The 17,280-nt window shown below is 42.2% G+C and carries 14 protein-coding genes and 3 pseudogenes; 10 read left to right on the top strand and 7 right to left on the bottom strand.

Features of this window, described 5'->3' with window-relative positions:
- Positions 1-4 precede the first annotated feature (4 nt).
- Genes H515_RS0106560 through H515_RS0106550 form a run of 3 tightly spaced genes read right to left on the bottom strand, consistent with a single transcriptional unit; the run spans position 5 to position 4,491 of the window.
- The gene (locus tag H515_RS0106560) at positions 5-1,510 is read right to left on the bottom strand and encodes a DUF6850 family outer membrane beta-barrel protein (RefSeq protein WP_025877233.1); all 1,506 of its coding nucleotides are present in this window, start codon (positions 1,508-1,510) and stop codon (positions 5-7) included.
- Positions 1,511-1,894 (bottom strand): hypothetical protein, encoded by a 384-nt coding sequence (locus H515_RS0106555; protein ID WP_025877235.1) that lies wholly within the window; start codon positions 1,892-1,894, stop codon positions 1,511-1,513.
- Positions 1,891-4,491, bottom strand: coding sequence for a TonB-dependent receptor (locus H515_RS0106550; RefSeq protein ID WP_244870066.1), 2,601 nt, complete (start codon positions 4,489-4,491; stop codon positions 1,891-1,893). The genes H515_RS0106555 and H515_RS0106550 overlap by 4 nt, the downstream gene beginning before the upstream one ends.
- A 1-nt stretch (position 4,492) precedes the next feature.
- Here H515_RS0106550 and H515_RS15055 point away from each other — a divergent pair, with 1 nt between their 5' ends.
- Positions 4,493-4,726 (top strand): hypothetical protein, encoded by a 234-nt coding sequence (locus tag H515_RS15055; protein WP_238300158.1) that lies wholly within the window; start codon positions 4,493-4,495, stop codon positions 4,724-4,726.
- Between the two features lie 785 nt (positions 4,727-5,511).
- Here H515_RS15055 and H515_RS15360 read toward each other — a convergent pair.
- The 3 pseudogenes from H515_RS15360 to H515_RS13995 all read right to left on the bottom strand — a co-directional run.
- Positions 5,512-5,727, bottom strand: a pseudogene (locus H515_RS15360) (IS1380 family transposase); the annotation flags it as partial.
- A pseudogene (locus H515_RS15355) lies at positions 5,713-5,859 on the bottom strand (IS1380 family transposase); the annotation flags it as partial. The pseudogenes H515_RS15355 and H515_RS15360, both read right to left, overlap by 15 nt.
- Before the next feature lie 209 nt (positions 5,860-6,068).
- Positions 6,069-6,450, bottom strand: a pseudogene (locus H515_RS13995) (IS1380 family transposase); the annotation flags it as partial.
- A gap of 147 nt (positions 6,451-6,597) precedes the next feature.
- On the opposite strand from H515_RS13995, the gene H515_RS13120 reads away from it, so the two are divergent.
- From H515_RS13120 to H515_RS0106505, 8 genes are all read left to right on the top strand, one after another.
- Positions 6,598-7,278 carry a leucine-rich repeat domain-containing protein gene (locus H515_RS13120; RefSeq protein ID WP_081410130.1) on the top strand — a complete coding sequence of 227 codons (681 nt, stop codon included), beginning with the start codon at positions 6,598-6,600 and terminating at the stop codon, positions 7,276-7,278.
- 297 nt (positions 7,279-7,575) lie between these two features.
- The gene (gene tnpA / locus H515_RS0106535) at positions 7,576-8,511 is read left to right on the top strand and encodes a transposon Tn4555 protein TnpA (RefSeq protein ID WP_004292844.1); all 936 of its coding nucleotides are present in this window, start codon (positions 7,576-7,578) and stop codon (positions 8,509-8,511) included.
- A gap of 141 nt (positions 8,512-8,652) precedes the next feature.
- On the top strand, positions 8,653-9,771 hold the full coding sequence (locus H515_RS0106530) for a tyrosine-type recombinase/integrase (RefSeq protein ID WP_004338318.1): 1,119 nt from the start codon (positions 8,653-8,655) through the stop codon (positions 9,769-9,771).
- A 247-nt stretch (positions 9,772-10,018) separates the two neighbouring features.
- Positions 10,019-10,876, top strand: coding sequence for a transposon Tn4555 protein TnpC (gene tnpC, locus H515_RS0106525; protein ID WP_004339687.1), 858 nt, complete (start codon positions 10,019-10,021; stop codon positions 10,874-10,876).
- Positions 10,877-11,075: 199 nt separating this feature from the next.
- A complete protein-coding gene (locus H515_RS0106520) occupies positions 11,076-11,450 on the top strand; it encodes an excisionase family DNA-binding protein (RefSeq protein WP_004338328.1) in 375 nt (124 codons plus the stop codon).
- A gap of 5 nt (positions 11,451-11,455) precedes the next feature.
- Positions 11,456-12,553, top strand: a complete 1,098-nt coding sequence (locus tag H515_RS0106515) for an AAA family ATPase (protein WP_004348225.1) — start codon at positions 11,456-11,458, stop codon at positions 12,551-12,553.
- 3 nt (positions 12,554-12,556) lie between these two features.
- A complete protein-coding gene (locus tag H515_RS0106510; protein WP_004292742.1) occupies positions 12,557-13,672 on the top strand; it encodes a DUF6371 domain-containing protein in 1,116 nt (371 codons plus the stop codon).
- A 282-nt stretch (positions 13,673-13,954) separates the two neighbouring features.
- Positions 13,955-15,358, top strand: a complete 1,404-nt coding sequence (locus H515_RS0106505) for a hypothetical protein (RefSeq protein WP_004292734.1) — start codon at positions 13,955-13,957, stop codon at positions 15,356-15,358.
- Positions 15,359-15,450: 92 nt separating this feature from the next.
- On the opposite strand, the gene H515_RS0106500 is transcribed toward H515_RS0106505, so the two are convergent.
- On the bottom strand, positions 15,451-16,416 hold the full coding sequence (locus tag H515_RS0106500; protein WP_004339683.1) for a CfxA family broad-spectrum class A beta-lactamase: 966 nt from the start codon (positions 16,414-16,416) through the stop codon (positions 15,451-15,453).
- 263 nt (positions 16,417-16,679) lie between these two features.
- On the opposite strand from H515_RS0106500, the gene H515_RS13985 reads away from it, so the two are divergent.
- Complete coding sequence (locus H515_RS13985; RefSeq protein ID WP_004292721.1) at positions 16,680-16,892, top strand: Abi family protein; 213 nt, start codon at positions 16,680-16,682, stop codon at positions 16,890-16,892.
- Positions 16,893-17,280: the final 388 nt, after the last annotated feature.

Below are 17,280 nucleotides of genomic sequence, written 5' to 3'. Positions count from 1 at the left end.
TATTTTAAAATGAAAAGCCTAATGTTAGGCTTGTTACCGCACTATGCGTATGTTCGGAATTAGCAATAATACCTCCCGATAGTTCTGCAAATACGCCATATTGAGGCGTTTTTAGCTTATAATCGGTGCGTATATTTGCTTTTATTTCAGTTCCGTTGCTTTTCAATTGCGAATAATTATAATTGATATATTGCGTAAATGAAGTTTCAATATCAGTGTATGGCATATCTATTTTATTGTTACTATTTCCAAAGTATGTAGCCGTTAAACCGCAATCTAATAGCCATTGTCTTGCAAAAGGTTGTAAAATATGTGTTGAAAGTTCACAGAAAAAATGTGAAACATCAATTTTTCTGTGTGGATACACATATTTTGAACGATTAGAAACAAAACCAGCTTTTGCCCCAACGCTCCATTCTGTTTGTTTCTTCGCGATATAGGTAGCACCAAGATAAGCCTTTGTTGCATAATGCTTATACATTGTGAGATTGGCAATGATTGGATAATCGCCTAACACAGCATCGCCTGCAATATGTTCCACTCCATGCTGACTTAAAATATTGTAATATCCATATATCGAAAGTATGTTTTTTACTTTTTGAAAATTGTACCCAATGGTTATTGCAGCTTTGCTATTGTAGAGTGTTGTTAATGGAAGTGAGTTATATTCGTCAGATATTCGTTCGTAACTTTGCCTTGAACAGGTTGCATCAGCAAAGAAACCACGTCCCTGAACCGGAGTTGCCGAAAGCAAAATGGTTATGCCTTTTCCTTTATAACTCATATCCGTGTTAGTTCCCGAAAAGCGTTTGTAGTATGTTCCTAATCCTGTCATGATGTATTCTGGCACTCCACCCAATTCGTTGTAAATATCTACATCGTTTGTTTGTTTATAAACGTTTCCCAATGCGGCTACTCCAATGCGGTAATTATTTAACAAATAGGCAGCACCGAGCTTTAAACTCAAGTCAGAGACGACACCTTTCATGCGTGGATCTTGTTTTCTCCATTCTTGTTCTGCACGGAATTTCAGTTCAGCACCCACGTTCCAATGTCCCAAACTTGTGGCATAACCGCCTAAAAAGAGGTATCTTTCACGTTCGGTATTCCCTCCAGCTGAATCGGCAAGTATGTATGGTGCAAGCAAATCATAATCGGCAGTCGAATTCCAGCTGACTCCTAAATTGCGCCCTGTAAGATACGATGCTTTACCCCATACTGTTGTGAGTTCACCAAGACGAAGATAAGATTCAACTTTTGCTTCAATGGTTCTGTGTCCCTTTCCCTTTTCAAGAATAAAAGGCGATGTACTGTGTTTCAAATCGCCATTAAGTGTAAGTTCAGAATGACTATATTGAAAAGCATACCCATAATTTGCAGGATTTTCCCATGCTCTTTGCCAACTTACATTTGTTTGTGTAGCCCGCTCTATGCGTGCCGAATCTTGTGCAGAACCATAGCTTGCACATATTATACCCAATATAATATGTAGAAAACGAAGATATTTCATTTAATCTGTAAATATAGTTTGCATTACGATAGGATCACAATTGCTCCCCCCAACATTAATAAAATCAGTTGTACTGCGGAAGGGACGTACTCTAATTTCGTTATTTTTATCAATGTAACGTATTATTCCGTCAAGTGCTATCTTGTATGCTCCACGCAAAACCGTTTCTGTTAGAGTGTTGCCATAAAAGTTTGTTGAGCTGAAGACCTGCTTACTATTCAAATTTGTGATGGTTGCAGTAGCTTGAACTTGGTCTATTTTTATGGCTTCTTTACTATTTACAACGATTGTAATATCAGCCATATATTCTTCTGAATCGTTATGGCACGATGTGAAAATACAAGCTGCAATGGCAAAAAATATGATTAAGACATACTTTTTCATAATTTCAAGTTTATTTCTAATCCGAAATAAGGTCGCACGCTACGACGTATTGTTATTTCGTTTTGTTTGTAATCGGGTGTATAATCTAACATTCGATTGCAGAACATGGCAATATTCAAGCGGTCGTTCAGCAATTTTTTCGTCACTTTCAGATTCAGGTTCATGGAGAAAGGCACGGTGTATTTAATGTATTCCTTTGCCGTATGGTCGCGAACAAGGAAACGCAAATAAGTGTCATTGGTATCATCTTCTTTCCAGTCGTGCAAAGTTCCATCAGGTGCCATATATTGTTCTGGTTCGTTGCTTAATGGTAAACGTTGAGAAGAGGTAAACCAAAGGCATTGAGCCGAAAGAGAAAATCCCAAACGGAGTTTAGGAATATTAGTATCGAAAGTAAAATTAGTATTTGCCATTTCTGTTTTCAAACCATCATTATCTCTGTATAAGCCCACATATTGTATTTGTTTTCCGTTTAAAACGGCAGATGGACGATAGGCTACTACCTGCGAGTTGCGATAAAGGGTTTTAAACCACGCACCATTTATAGTCAGTCGAGTTTGCAAAGTCTTGAAACGAGGAGTAGAGAAAGTATATTCCAAACCTTTTTTTAATGTTCTGCTGCCATTTGTATATTCCGTATTGCCAAACAATTCCTGTTCTATTGTATAAGGAAGTTTGTTTACATCTGGTGGAGATATAAGGCTATTGGCATCAATACCAGACGTATTGAATTGTTTGAAGCTATAGGGGTGATAGATGGTATTGGCTCGAAAGCCCGATTTCATATCTTCATGAAAGAATGTAAGCGAAAGGTGGTTGCCTGCAACATTTATATCTGTTCCCATTTCCCATTTAAAGTTATGGGCTGGTTGAATGTTTTTATTGGCTACATCAAGCACGAATGTTCGAACGTTAATGGTACGCAGTGCTTCATTAGGGCTATAGTAACTTAGCTGAATGATGTCCAAATAGCGTGGGTCTGGATAAATATAATCCATAGTTGGAAACTTTGTGTGCTGTCCAACCCCTCCTTGCAGACGTATATTGGTAGCCCATTTGCCTATGTGGAATTGTGGAAACGACCAACCAAGATTTACTCGTGGGTCAGCGTACCATTGTCCGCGCATGGTGTATGTAGTTGGCAGATTGAGCATTTGGCTCACCCTGACGCCACCATTAACCTCGAATGTGTGGCGAGCAACTGGTAGTCGCAAGCGTTCTTCGGCATAAAAAGCAAGCGTACTCATAGCTGGTGTGAGCGAAAGTTTGCGTGGTCTGACCGATGTTCCTGTATAGGGTGGAGCTAAAGGGTCGAACTTTTGTCCTTCGCCATAATTTTTATCCAGTGAGAAATCGGTACCAACGAGCAACGTATTGGCGATTCTGTCGGTTGGAATTTGCAATTTTGCATTCATTCGGATAAACAAATTGAAGGGTTTCCCATCTACATCGTGCTGGCCATAATAGGTATAAGGCAAGATTTCAACAGTATGTTCGCCCTCTGTAGTAGTGGTTAGGGCTGGCATCATACGTGAAAGCTGTACCAGACGTAAACGAGAAACAACATCGTGTTGATAGCTTGTAGAAAGGGTTGCAGAAAAACTTTTTACCCATTGTTGCTTTTTGAAAGCAAGGTCTAATGAAGAATTGAATGCAAAACGATTATAACTCGATTTGTAGGTATCGCGTCTACCTTGGTTAAGATCAGGGTCTAACTTCTCTCCATCGAACGAACCTCCATAATCTAAGTTGTTTGCCCACTTTATATGATAGGCTTCTTTCTCCCATATTGCGTTGGCACGAGCCGAAAGCGTTACACGCGAATAGCTTTCCAACGTGTTGCGTGGGTCGTGATTGGCATTTAAATAGTCGGCACTGAGGTTGAGTGTCCATTGTTTTCCAAATTCAATTCCTTTGGCGATGTAAAACAATTTGCTGCTCATATCGGCTTTTAGGCGAGCATTCATGTTATGCCCGCCATGACGCCGTTCTATTTTTATCAAACCGCTGGTCAGGTCGCCATATTCAACCGACGGAATACCACGCACTACTTCCACTTTTTCAATGTCGTCGGTCGATATGGTTCGCATGTCGATCCCCTGATTTGTAAAAGTGCGATTGGTTACCTTTGCGTCCCATGCCCCTGCCATATATTGTTTATTGGCATTGTTCGACACAGGCACACCGTCGACTACAAAACTTGTTCCCAGCGATGATGTACCGTAATTTGTACTTCCATAGGGAGTAGCCTCACGTAAACGAATACTATTGGGAGTGTTTAGCATAGGGTCGGATGAACGTCCACCGGGCAGCAATTCCAACAAATCAGAGAAACTTGAAGGCTGTAAATGCTCCATAGCTTGCTTGCCTATGATGGAGGCAGCTGCCAGTCCGCTCGACTCTTGTGCCGTAACCACGACTTCAGCTAAAGCATTTGTGTCAGCTACTAAATAGTAGGTAGCCTTGTTTTGAGCTTTTACGACTAAAGGTTTGAATCCAGTATAGCTAATGCGAATTGATTTTCCTTGAATGTCTTTAGCCTGAAATCGTCCGTTCATGTCTGTAATAGCCAATACGTTTTTGCCTTTTTCAAACATTATGGCAGCACCTATAACAGGCTCATTTGTTACATCTTCAAGAACAAGCCCACTCGTTATACTTTGCCCTAAAGTTGTAATGGCAAAAAAAAGAAAATATATAAAAATAATGGACCTTGTTCGCTTCATTCAGTATGTTGTTTTTATAAATGCAAAATTAAGACAATGTGGTATTTGGGGCAATACTCAAAAGTGGGTAAATTATTGTAAGAACATCTTTCAAATGCGACAATGATTTATATCTTCTTGTTTGTTTTACCTGTTTCTTTTCTACTTGTCTCTCTTTGTTATTATTGAAAAAATAGCTATTTTTTATTCAACTATCCATATATGGATTATAAAGTTGACGGTAAAAAGCAACTGTTATTGTTTGTTGTGGATTTTTGTGAATAACAATGGTAATTTTGTAATGTGAGTATTTATACCTTTTAAATAAAAAAAGTCAGGAAAATTTGAACAATTTTGTAATCTATTGAAGATTAAACAGTTATAACTTTGTTTTTTTAAGTATTGTTTTGCTCACCAAAACATTATGTTTTGGTGAGCAAAAGGTGTCATTTTGACCGACAAAACAATATGTTTTAAAATTGAGAGAAATAGGCTCTGTCTAAATTGTTCTAAATTCCATAAGACAATCTAAAACGTATCAAAAAGTTAGAATAAATATTATTTATAGAACACACCTTTTAAAATACACTTTGAACTATGAAAAATAAATGTTGATTTTATCATAATAAAAGAATGAAAAATACCTAAAGATATAGGAGAACTGTGTTGTTAACTCATATTGATAAAAAGAGAACAAAGATATAAGAAATAAAGCAAAGTTACTTTTAAAATCAATTATAACCTCAAATCCGCTACGAAGCCCTTGAACGTCCTTATTGCGTTTACACGTCCTCTCATTACTGAATTTGCAGATAAGTTGAACTTGAAGCACCCACTTCTGCCTACAATATCCCCTTACCTCACAATGTGACTTGAGGCAATACACAATATCATTCCCATAAGTTGTAGGCATTATCCAAAATCAGTCTGGAAAACATCTGCGTAAGCATTATTACAGGTATAGATATTCAGCACATACCGCCTTGATGTCGTGATTCACTTGGCTGGTACAGGGATAAACCTGAAGACAAACGCTTTTATGCGACTTGTTGCATTGAGTCCGAACTTCTTTACGTCAAGTCTTTGAATAATGGCCTTGTAAAAGTTACGGATTATACCGACTATCAAATCGCCAATAACCGCCACGCCAGGGCGATAACCAAGGAACTTCTTGTATGTAGGCTTTGCATCGTACTTCTCTGTCTCTATGAACTGGTGGTCGAAATCAACATCATACATCTCACCCTCTTTCAGTTGGCCAGATGCAAATATACAATTGAGGCTGGTTCTATAAATTACCACCGCACATAGTCATTAAATGTTTATGAAATACGTTTTGTTATCTTTTGGCTTCTTTTTGGTTCAAAATGTAAGTTCGTTCAGTCGTGTAGCTCGCTACACTCCTTTACTCTCTTGCATTTTGACCTCAAAAATAAGCTCAAAATCTAACAAAGCTAATTTATAGAACCAGCCTTGAGCAATAAAGTATTGAGAGTGTCAGCCGTATTGAAATCGTAGGCCTTGCCCATATCTGATGTGTATGAAATGTTTTCTTGCGTCAACTCCTTTATCGCTCTGAGGATAGTATCAGAGCTACAAGTGCGAAGTGTCGGATGAAGCGAGAGGTGGTTCATCAAATGAGTAGTGACATCCTGGGGTACATGAGCCGCCACAGAAGTAGATACTCATGAGAGAACGGATGATTTCGCTGTACTGATAACCGAACGATCCACACCTTAGACCGAGGGTTGAGTCGATTACAGATGATAATGTGGAGTCAAATTGCTCCATGATTGAAAATAATCCCCCAAAAGGAGTGAGTATCTCAGATTTAATTTGTATCTTCGCCATGTCTATCGTCGGATTCTCTTGTTTTTTTGCAACACTAAGATAAGTGAAAATTCTGACGTGACAAAATCCTGAGCAACTTTTTGTTGCTCAGGTACTTAAAAAGTTTAATTTATAATAGTGTTGCGGAATTAAGGATTTATACATTTTATGAAAAAAATATTTATTGTCCTTTTGTTATTTTTTTTCTCACTTGAATTTGTCAAAGGTCAGACCTCTAAACTTGGATATGAGGTCTCGGACTCTGCAGGTGTCCTTGAACTTGTAAAATGGGAAAGAAAAGATAGTATTGTGGATTTGACTAAAGATGAAAAATTAAAACAGGTGAAGGCTATAGGGAAATGCTGCTTTGTATTTAATAATTACATTAAAACAGTTTTACTTCCCGAAGGGCTAGAAGTAATCAATGGAAGAGCTTTCGATACTTGTAAAAATCTACATCGTATATATCTGCCAAATTCTCTGCAAATCATTGGACAAAATTCTTTTAATATGTGCGAAAATTTACGTTTAGACTCACTGCCCCCAAATCTTAAAAGGATAGAATATGGGGCATTTTGGGATTGTTGCAGAATTACGATTTCAAAGATACCAAATACTGTTACTTACATAGGTGGCAAGGCTTTTACATTGTGTGAAAGCATAAAGGAGTTGGCGTTGCCCGATTCTATCACAGAAATAAAAGAACGCACTTTTGCGGGATGTAAAGGATTGAGAAGAATAAAACTTCCCAATTCTCTGCGAACTATAGAGAAATATGCTTTTAAACATTGTATTTATAACCATAGAACAACCAAAACTAATCAGAAATATCCGAGTGTAAATCTTTAATTACCAGCATATTCTAAAATTTAACACTTTTCGGTTGCCATTTGTCGCTTCCCAAATTTCCACATATTTTTGAGACGTATTTCTGACGTGGAGAATTTGCGGGGCTTGTTTTTTGTCACACCGTGCAGACAGTTGACAAGGGTTTACAACCGTTTACGACAAGCGACAATAACCGCCCCGATATGCGGAAACAGTCACACTGTGTAGAAAAGCGACAATGGTTGACTTCCGTTCACATCCGTTTACCATTTCAGAGATATAGGATTGAAGAAATGAACCATTAAACGATAAAACGGTATGAAAGCAACCAGAAAATGCAGTTTTTGCGGCAAGTCCTTTGTAACCCGAAGCGGTATGCAAAGATATTGCAGTGAGGCTTGTCAGGCAGAAGCCAAACGAGCCAGAGTGATGCAGAAGAACAACCTCTTCAAAGTCGCCCAACCCTTGATGGAGATACAGCATCAGGAGTATCTCACCTTTTCCAAAGCAGCCATCCTCATGGGCTGTTCCCGACAGTACATTTACAAACTTGTAGCCATCGGCAAGCTGAAAGCCTCACGCATCAGCAACCGCATGGCATTCATCCGCAGAGCCGACATCGAGCAGATGTTGGAGGGCAATCCCTATCACCGCATCCTGCCCGGCAACACCTCCACACCAAGGAAATCATCTTCATCTTCCTTACCTGCCAAAAGAGAAAAAAGGGAAAAGGAAAGCGAAGAAGTGTTGGACTTCTATTCGGGCGAGGAGGTGATGTCCCTTTTTAAGGTAAAGCAGTCATGGCTTTACACTTCCGCCAAGCGTAACCATATCCCCATCTGTCGTATCGCAGGAAAGAACTATTACAGCAAGAAGCATATTGACGAGTTTTTCGGTGTGGCAGTTGATATTAGCGAAATTACCGACTGGCTACTGACCGAGGAGGTGGAGGAACTGTTCGGCATGAAGCCGACCGCACTCCGTGCCTACACCTATCGCCATAAGATACCCACTAAAAGAGAGTACGGGCGTACCTATTACTCCAAATCACATTTGAACGAACTCCGCAGAACTGACCTTGTGAACGATGAACGCTACTATACCGTTGAGCAGGTGCAGCAAATCTATGGTCTTTCGTCAGCCAACATCTGCCATATCGTCAAGGTGAAGCACATCGAAAAGATAAAGGTGGGTGTGAAAAACCTGCTTTTGCGCTCAGATGTGGAGCGTGTCATGGCTGAAAGGAACAAATAACCGTGAAAAATCGGGATTATCGAAAATTATTTCAAAATGATGTATCGTGGAGGTATTCACGGATATTTCACGTTGTTCCTTTGCCATCGGAAACATGGATACAACTCCAAAATGTATACAACCAATTAAAACATAATTATTATGAGTAAATGCAAAACAGTTACCTTGCGTAAGCGCAAGATTAAGAACGGGACACAGTATTCACTATGCCTTGACTACTATCCCGGCTACCGTGACAATGTCACCATGAGAGTGATTACACGTGAAGCCTTAGGAATTTACATCTTCGCCAAACCTGCAAACCAGCAGGAACGGGACTTCAACGCACGCATGATGAAGAAAGCGGTCATCCTGCGCAACCAGCGCTACGAAGCCATTTTCAATGAAAACAACGGCTTTTTTGACAAGACCAAGATGAAGGGCGATTTCCTTGCCTATTTCAAAGGACTGGCTGACCGCAAGAATATCAAGTGGCAGCACGTATACAAGCATTTCCAGCGGTTCGTGAACGGCAAATGCACCTTTGAGGAGGTGGATGTGGATTTGTGCCGCAAGTTCATGGAATACCTGCTTGATGCACCCCAATCCATCCACACCAACCAAAAGCTGCACATCAACTCCGCAGCAGGCTATTGGTCAACTTTCCGTGCCGTGCTGCACACCGCTTACCGTGACAGGAAGATAAAGGAGAACCCAAACGGCTTCTTAGACCGCATCGAGTGCATTCCCACCATCAGGGAGCATTTGAGCCAAGAGGAACTGATACGGCTTGCCGAAACACCCTGTGAGGAGGAGGTCTTGAAAAAAGCTTTTCTTTTCGCCTGTCTTACGGGACTGAGAAAGAGCGACATCAGACAGCTCACGTGGCAGCAGATACAACCATACACCAACGGCAGGATGTTCGTTACCACCCGTATGCAGAAAACCAAAGAAATAGTGCATAACCCCATCAGTGATGAAGCCTATGGACTGCTGGGAGAACGGGGCGAGGGACTTATCTTTGAGGATTTCAAGGACAAGATGCTGCAAGGACCACTCCAACGGTGGCTCACGGCAGCAGGGATAACCAAGAAAATCACCTTTCACTGTACCCGCCACAGCTTCGGAAGCCTGCACGTGGAAATGGGAACGGACATGGCTGTCATCCAAGCCTATCTCGGACATAAGAACATTACCACCACACAAATCTATTCCAAGATAGCAGCGCAGCAGATGTGTCAGGTGGTGGACAAGATAACCTTGAAGCGCAAGGAGGCATAAATGTCTCACATTGACAGGTATTCAGAGGGGCGGTTATGGCTACAAGGCTATAATCGCCCCTCTATGTTTTTGGCTTGATGCCACCATTTATAAGCCCCTCAGAGTATGAAACAGAGTATGATATGATGACATTTCGTGAAATACATTGAAAAAGACCGTTCTAACCGCAAATAACGGGCAGTAATTGGGAAAAATAGCATTAACTTTGCACAAAATAATACAGGAACATTCAATCTCTCAACGAAATATGGAATCATCAATCAAGGACAAATACATCATCTTGGGCTTTGTCGGCTTCGCCATCGTCCTAATATCTTCCATTGCCACGCTGGTAATAGCGGACAGCTTCAACCAAGACAACTTTGTCAGGTGGATAGTATTCGTATGCTGTAACCTGTTGGGATGGTTGCTCTATCTCTCCTTTCAGACACTTATCTTTGATACATACGAAATCTACAAAATCAAGTTCGGCAAGAAAGAAACGATTGCCGAAGCCATAGAGGTGCAGGAAGAACTGTCACAAAATACACTTGAAGAAGCCACATCTGTGCCTGGACCTACATCAGTCCCTGAGCCTGTACCCGAATCATCCCCGACAAAAGAAGAGACACTTATCCAAACACAACCGATAGAGCTTACTATCGCCCCGGATCTTCACGAAAAGAACCGTGCCAATTACGCAAGCAGAGAGCAACGGGAAAAGGAAGAGCGCATCCGCATGGTCATGGAGTATTGCCATTATTACCTGCCTCGCATTGCCGACCAAGAAACCGTGAACCACATCTGTACTGAGGTGGACAAATGGATGAATCTTAACACTTATACCCCGAAGCCCATACAAAGACCGTTTACCAAAGACATCAACAACATTCCACTCCGTCACTTCGTATGGAATATCTCTGAGCGTTTCCTGTACAAGAGATACTACAATGGGGATAACCGTGCCAAGTTCATCAAAGCCCTTTTCCCGAAATCGTTTGCTGATACAGACTTATCAACCATCAAGAATTTCAAGGTAGAGCCGTTAAAGACGGAAATTCCCATTGATGAACCCGAAAACGGCAAACTTGATTTCCACTATCCCGAGGATTATGTGCGGAATTAGGATAATCACGACACCAACGACAACCATCCGGTAACTCATAACCGCCTGTTTTACATCGTTTCCCGAGTAATTTTACCCGTCATTTATGGCTGGGCTTAATTATTCGGGAATTATTTTGCAATGACGTGTCGTGGAGATATTCACGGATATATCATTTCAGTCCTTTGCGCCAAGTCTTACAAAAGAGACGAGTACGCGAATGGAAAAATCAATTCTTACCTTCAACGACCTCCCCGAGGTTGTCGCTCAGCTTCGAGACGAAGTGATGAGCCTGAAAAGCCTGCTCGCCGAGCAGCGCAGTGTGAACAATGCCAAAACGGTGGACACCCACGTGCCCATGTCTGTGGACGAGGCAGCAGAGTATTTAGGTATCCCTAAGGGTACGCTCTACATGAAACTGTCAGAAGGGACAATCCCTGCCACCAAGCCCGGCAAACGCTATTGCCTTTACCGTGACGAACTGGACAAGTGGCTGGAAACCGCCCGAAAGAATCCCATACCGTTGTCAGACGAGGAACTGAACAAGTCCTTATCCTCTTCCCACCGTCGCAAGCCCAACCCACGTAACTGGTGAATGATATGGAAGAGGATAAGAACTATATCAACCTGATACGTGGCGACCTCACAAAAGCATCCCAAGCGCATAACGGTATGCCCGACAGTGTAGGCATGATGAATATCAAGACGGCAAACCAAACCATTCTTGAAGCATCGTTATTGCCTACGCCCCGTGCGCTGTGGGACAGCTTTTGGTACGAGGGGGAACTCTCCTGCTTGTTTGCCGATTCCAACGTGGGCAAGTCCATCCTTGCCGTGCAGATAGCCGACCGCATCGCCCGAACCGACAATGTGCTGTATCTGGACTTTGAACTGTCCGAAAAGCAGTTCCAGCTCCGCTATACCAACGAGCATGGAGAGCTCTACACCTTTCCCGACAAACTCTATCGGGTGTCTATTGACTGCAACCAGCTTTTGGATGCCAACTTTGAGGAAGCTATCATAGGCGGCATTGAACAGATGGCTGTGCAGACCGACTGCAAGATTTTCATCATTGACAATCTTACCTACCTGTGTTGCGCCATGGAGAAAGGCGATGCCGCAGGACGGCTGATGATTCAGCTGAACAATCTCAAAAAGAGATATGCGCTCTCTATCCTTGTCCTAGCACATACGCCCAAACGCTCTTTGGATTGTCCCATCACATCCAACGACCTTGCCGGAAGCAAACGGCTCTACAATTTCTTTGACAGCGTGTTCACCATTGGAAAAAGTGCCCAAGACGGAGGGCTTCGCTATGTGAAGCAGCTTAAAGTGCGCTATGGCACGTTCTCTCATGATGCGGATAATGTAATCGTTTACGAGATTGACAAGGTGGATGCTTTCTTGCAGTTCGTGTTCAGGGGCTATTCCACGGAAAAGGAACACTTGAAAAAATTGGGCGACAATGAATCAAGCCAAAGGGATTGCCAAATTCTGCAACTCTCCCAATCGGGCAAGTCCGTCAGGGAGATAGCCTCACAGGTGAATTGTGGCAAGTCCACCGTAAACCGTATCATCCAGCGCAGCAAAGAGAGTAAAAACGCAGGTGTCCCAAGTGTCCCACTGTCCCAACCCTTAGAGTGTGGGACAATGGGACAGGATGGGACAGCCGACAATCAACCATCAAAAACGGACTAAGCTATGGGCAATTATTCATTACAGAAGTATAAAGGAACGGCAACACGGCATACCTGCCCCAAATGCGGAGACAGGCATTCTTTCGTCTATTACGTGGACGAAAATAATGTGCCGTTGCATCCATCGGTCGGCAGATGTAACCACGAAAGCGGTTGTGGGTATCACTACACTCCGAAAGAGTATTTTCAAGAGCATCCTGAACACAGAACTACCAATGATTTCTCTTTTGACAGGCAAAGAGCAGAGCAGAAGAAAGTGAAGCAGCAAAGTAAGCCGACAGCCATCGGCTATATTCCCCCTCACTATGTGGAGAAGTCGCAAAGCGAGCGTAGCAATTTCTTCCGTTTCCTCTTCACACTCCTTACTTCCTACTATGGCGACAAGGCGAAAGAGGTGTTGAAGCGGTTGTTGGAGGAATACCGTTTGGGGGCTACCCGTGACGGCTCTGTTATCTTTTGGCAGATAGACAGGACGGGCAAGGTACGCACGGGAAAGGTGATGCAGTACAATCCCGAAGACGGACACCGTATCAAGGGAGGACAGACATCGGCAGTGAACTGGATACACAGCATATTGAAAAAGCAGCGTGTGTTGGCAGAGGATTGGCAACTATCCCAATGCCTTTTCGGGGAACACTTGTTGAAAACGCATCCCGACAAGGTGGTGGTCTTGGTGGAATCCGAGAAGAGTGCCGTTATCGGTTCTGCTATCTTCCCCGATTATGTATGGCTGGCTACGGGTGGTAAGAGTCAGATGAGAGAAGAGAAACTCCGTGTACTGTCAGGGCGAACCGTGCTTCTCTTTCCCGATGCCGATGCTTATGCCGAGTGGAAACAGCGAGCCGAGAGCATGTACTTTTGTAAGGTGGTGGTTTCGGACATCATCGAAAGGAATGCCACCCCGAAACAAAAAGAAGCCCATATCGACATAGCCGATTGGATTATCTTTCAGATACGGGAGGGCAAGGTGATGAGTACAGCCAACCACTTGGTCGAGGCTGAGAGAATCCTCCAGCGGATGATAGAGAAGAATCCCGTCCTGCAAAAACTGATAGACGATTTAGACCTTGTGCTGGTCGGTGCATCTCCAATCGGCAACGATGATGAAAAACCTCCCTGACGGAGGAGAGCGGAAGCCGTAGGCTGGAGTTTGCAGACAATGGCTTGCCATTGATATAGCCCACTATAACTACACGCTCCGCTTACGTAGTTGTGGGCTCTCCCGAGGGGATTAGGGTTTTACCCTAATGACCCACTCAGGGCGTTTCTCCCCTGAGAACCCAGAGCAAAGAGTGACCCTCTCTTTGCAATCTCCGCTTATGGGTTGCACCCCTAAGAACCCCATGCGTTTACGGACAGCGGAAAAGCAAACAATAAAGTACAAACCAAAAAACAAGTATCTATGGCAACAAAATCAAGCATACATATCAAGCCCTGCAACATCGCATCGAGCGAGGCTCACAACAGGAGGACTGCCGAATACATGCGCCACATCGGAGAGTCCAGAATCTATGTCGTTCCTGAACTATCCACCGATAACGAACAGTGGATAAATCCCGACTTCGGCAGTCCGGATTTGCGGATGCATTATGACAATATCAGACAGATGGTAAAGGAAAAGACCGGACGTGCCATGCAGGAAAAGGAGCGTGAACGCAAAGGCAAGAACGGTAAAATAGTCAAGATTGCGGGATGCTCCCCCATACGTGAAGGAGTGCTGCTTGTCAGGTCGGACACCACACTGGCAGACGTGCGTAAATTCGGTGAGGAGTGTCAAAGACGCTGGGGAATCACACCGCTGCAAATCTTCCTGCACAAGGATGAAGGGCATTGGCTGAACGGTCAGCCGGAAGCGGAAGACCGGGAAAGCTTCAAAGTCGGGGACAGATGGTTCAAGCCGAACTATCATGCCCATATCGTTTTCGACTGGATGAACCACGAAACAGGAAAGAGCCGAAAGCTCAATGACGATGACATGATGCAGATGCAGACCCTTGCATCCGACATCCTGCTGATGGAACGCGGGCAGTCAAAGGCTGTCACTGGTAAGGAGCATCTGGAACGGAACGACTTTATCATTGAGAAGCAGAAAGCTGAACTGCAACGCATGGATGCAGCCAAACGGCACAAAGAAGAACAGATAAATCTTGCCGAGCAGGAACTGAAACAGGTGAAATCAGAAATACGCACTGACAAGTTAAAGAAGACAGCCACCACGGCAGCGACAGCCATAACTAGTGGAGTTGCTTCTCTTTTCGGGAGTGGAAAACTGAAAGAACTGGAACGTGCCAACGAAAAACTGCAAGACGAGGTTTCAAAACGGAACACCAATATTGAAAAATTGCAGAGCCAAGTACAGCAGATGCAGAAACAGCATGATACGCAAATCCACAATCTCAGAGAAATGCACAGGCAGGAACTTGACATGAAAGAAAAAGAACTGTCACGGCTCGCCAGAATCATAGACAAGGCTTTCAGGTGGTTTCCGATGTTCAGGGAAATGCTGCGCATGGAAAAGTTTTGTGCCATGCTGGGATTCTCTAAAGAAATGACTGAAAGTCTTATAGTCAAAAAAGAAGCCCTGAAATGTAGCGGTAAAATCTATTCCGAGCAACACAGGCGGAACTTTGATATAAAGGATGATATTTTAAGGGTGGAAAATGACCCTGACGATGAAAGCAGGCTGAACCTGACAATAAACAGGAAGCCGATTGCCGACTGGTTCAGGGAGCAATGGCACAGGCTTAGATATGGAGCAAGAGTGCCGCAACAGGAAGAAAGAAAAAGTAGAGGATTCAAATTATAATAGAAGCAATTTGATTAGTAATCTAAAAGCACTCCGATAACGATTAGAGTGCTTTTAGATTGTTTATCATTAATTATCAAAGCAAGTGCAGTTTAAGATTTTACTGAAGTTTGCATTAATAAAGAATATACTACAGCTGATATATGCGCAACATATTGTGACGCTTGTGATTCATTTCCCTTGAAATCCTTAACAAATACCGCTAAGGTATAACTGATATTATTAGGCAGACATATATAGGCAACATCATTGTGAGCTGCAAGAACACCATTTTCATTAACATAACCTGAACCTGTCTTATGCGCTATAACAACCCCTTCTTTATCAAGAAGTGGAGCTGCTATCCTATCTACACCTGTTTTGCATTCTTTTAACGTATTCTTAATGAAACTTTGTTTCTCATCATCGATAAGACCTTCAGTAAACAAACGATTCATCAACATTGCAGCACCAAGAGGAGATGTATAGTTAGAGTAAGCCTTGTTATGGTCAGCCGACATTTCCTCTTCCGTATAAGCTATCTGAAAACTTGAACGAGGAATGAGTGTGGCTATAAAACTATCTGTTTGAGCGACATTAACCATATCCTTAAACATAAGGTTGCTTGCATTGTTGTCACTCTGAGTAAGAGTATAACGCAGCAAATCTCTCACTGTCAATGATATGACTGGCCCTGAATAATCTTTCAGCATAGGACTCCAAGTCTTTGGGTCAAGTTTATCCCTATTTATATTTACTAAGGTATCAAGTGAAATTCCTTTATTGTCAAAGTCATTACAAAGAGCTAATGCCTGATGAACCTTAAACACACTCATCATAGGATAAACACTCTTATTATTGACCTTAACCGTATCTCTGTTATTAACAATAACCGCCACACCAATTTCGCCAGGACAAGCTGAGACAATTTGAGAAATGCTATCAGTCAAAACATTTGTTAAAGGAGGATTTGCGCTATCTTTTGTCGCTGATTTATGGAACAATGAAAATACCAAGATGAAAATGCAAACTAAAGCTATACTCAAAACTACGATTTGTTTTTTTCTGTTTTTTTCCATGTTTATATTATTTATATTTGTTTGACGAGAATATCTTTATTTGCCGACAAAGGTACATAACTTTACGGAAAAATATGTTTCTAAAATATATAAATAGACAGCTGTGGGGAAAATGTGGGGAAAAATTAGATAATTAAAAAGGCTAAATGACTGGAAATAATCACTTAGCCTTTTAATCCGTACCCAGACCCGTACTTCGTAATTGCTGCGCCCATCATTCAAGACTGTCAAATCGGGTCTTTCCTGTCAAGCCAATGATGCCTATGCGTATGCCAAACACATGGATTACGGATTTCTCGTTCCGTGAACAAACACTTTATCCGCAACTCTGCTATGTGGTGTATTGGCTTAACTCCATTTCTATGGGCAACACTTTTGTTGCAGATTTCAAGCAGCTTTTATCGAAATACCCATCAGTAAGAACTCGTTTATTAGGCTTTCCTCATAATTGGGAACAAGAGCCTTTGTGGAGATAAAATAATTGCCCTGTTTCTTAAAAAGCACTGGGGCAAACCAGCTCCGTCTTTAATTGTTTCCAATAAATGGATTGTTTCAAGCCCCTATAGAAAGAGAACAAAAATTCCTGTGTGAAAATTAATCTACGACAAGGAGCAAGCAAGGAGCAATATCAAACAAAAATCAATACCTTTGCAGTACATATGAGATAGACCAAAACAAAAGTGGAATATCGGAAACGAATAGCAAGGAAAAGAGAAGAAACGACCCAAGTTGATGTCCTTTTTGAGTTAATAATCAATAAAAGCGTTAAATCTTCACCTTTTAGAATGTGCAATTAAAAATAACAACCATATTTCTGACTTATTATCTATAAAATATTGAGTAATAATCGGTTGTAAATACAAA

This window comes from Prevotella corporis DSM 18810 = JCM 8529 (assembly GCF_000430525.1).
Classification (GTDB): domain Bacteria; phylum Bacteroidota; class Bacteroidia; order Bacteroidales; family Bacteroidaceae; genus Prevotella; species Prevotella corporis.
This window is presented reverse-complemented; position numbering and strand designations above follow the sequence as displayed.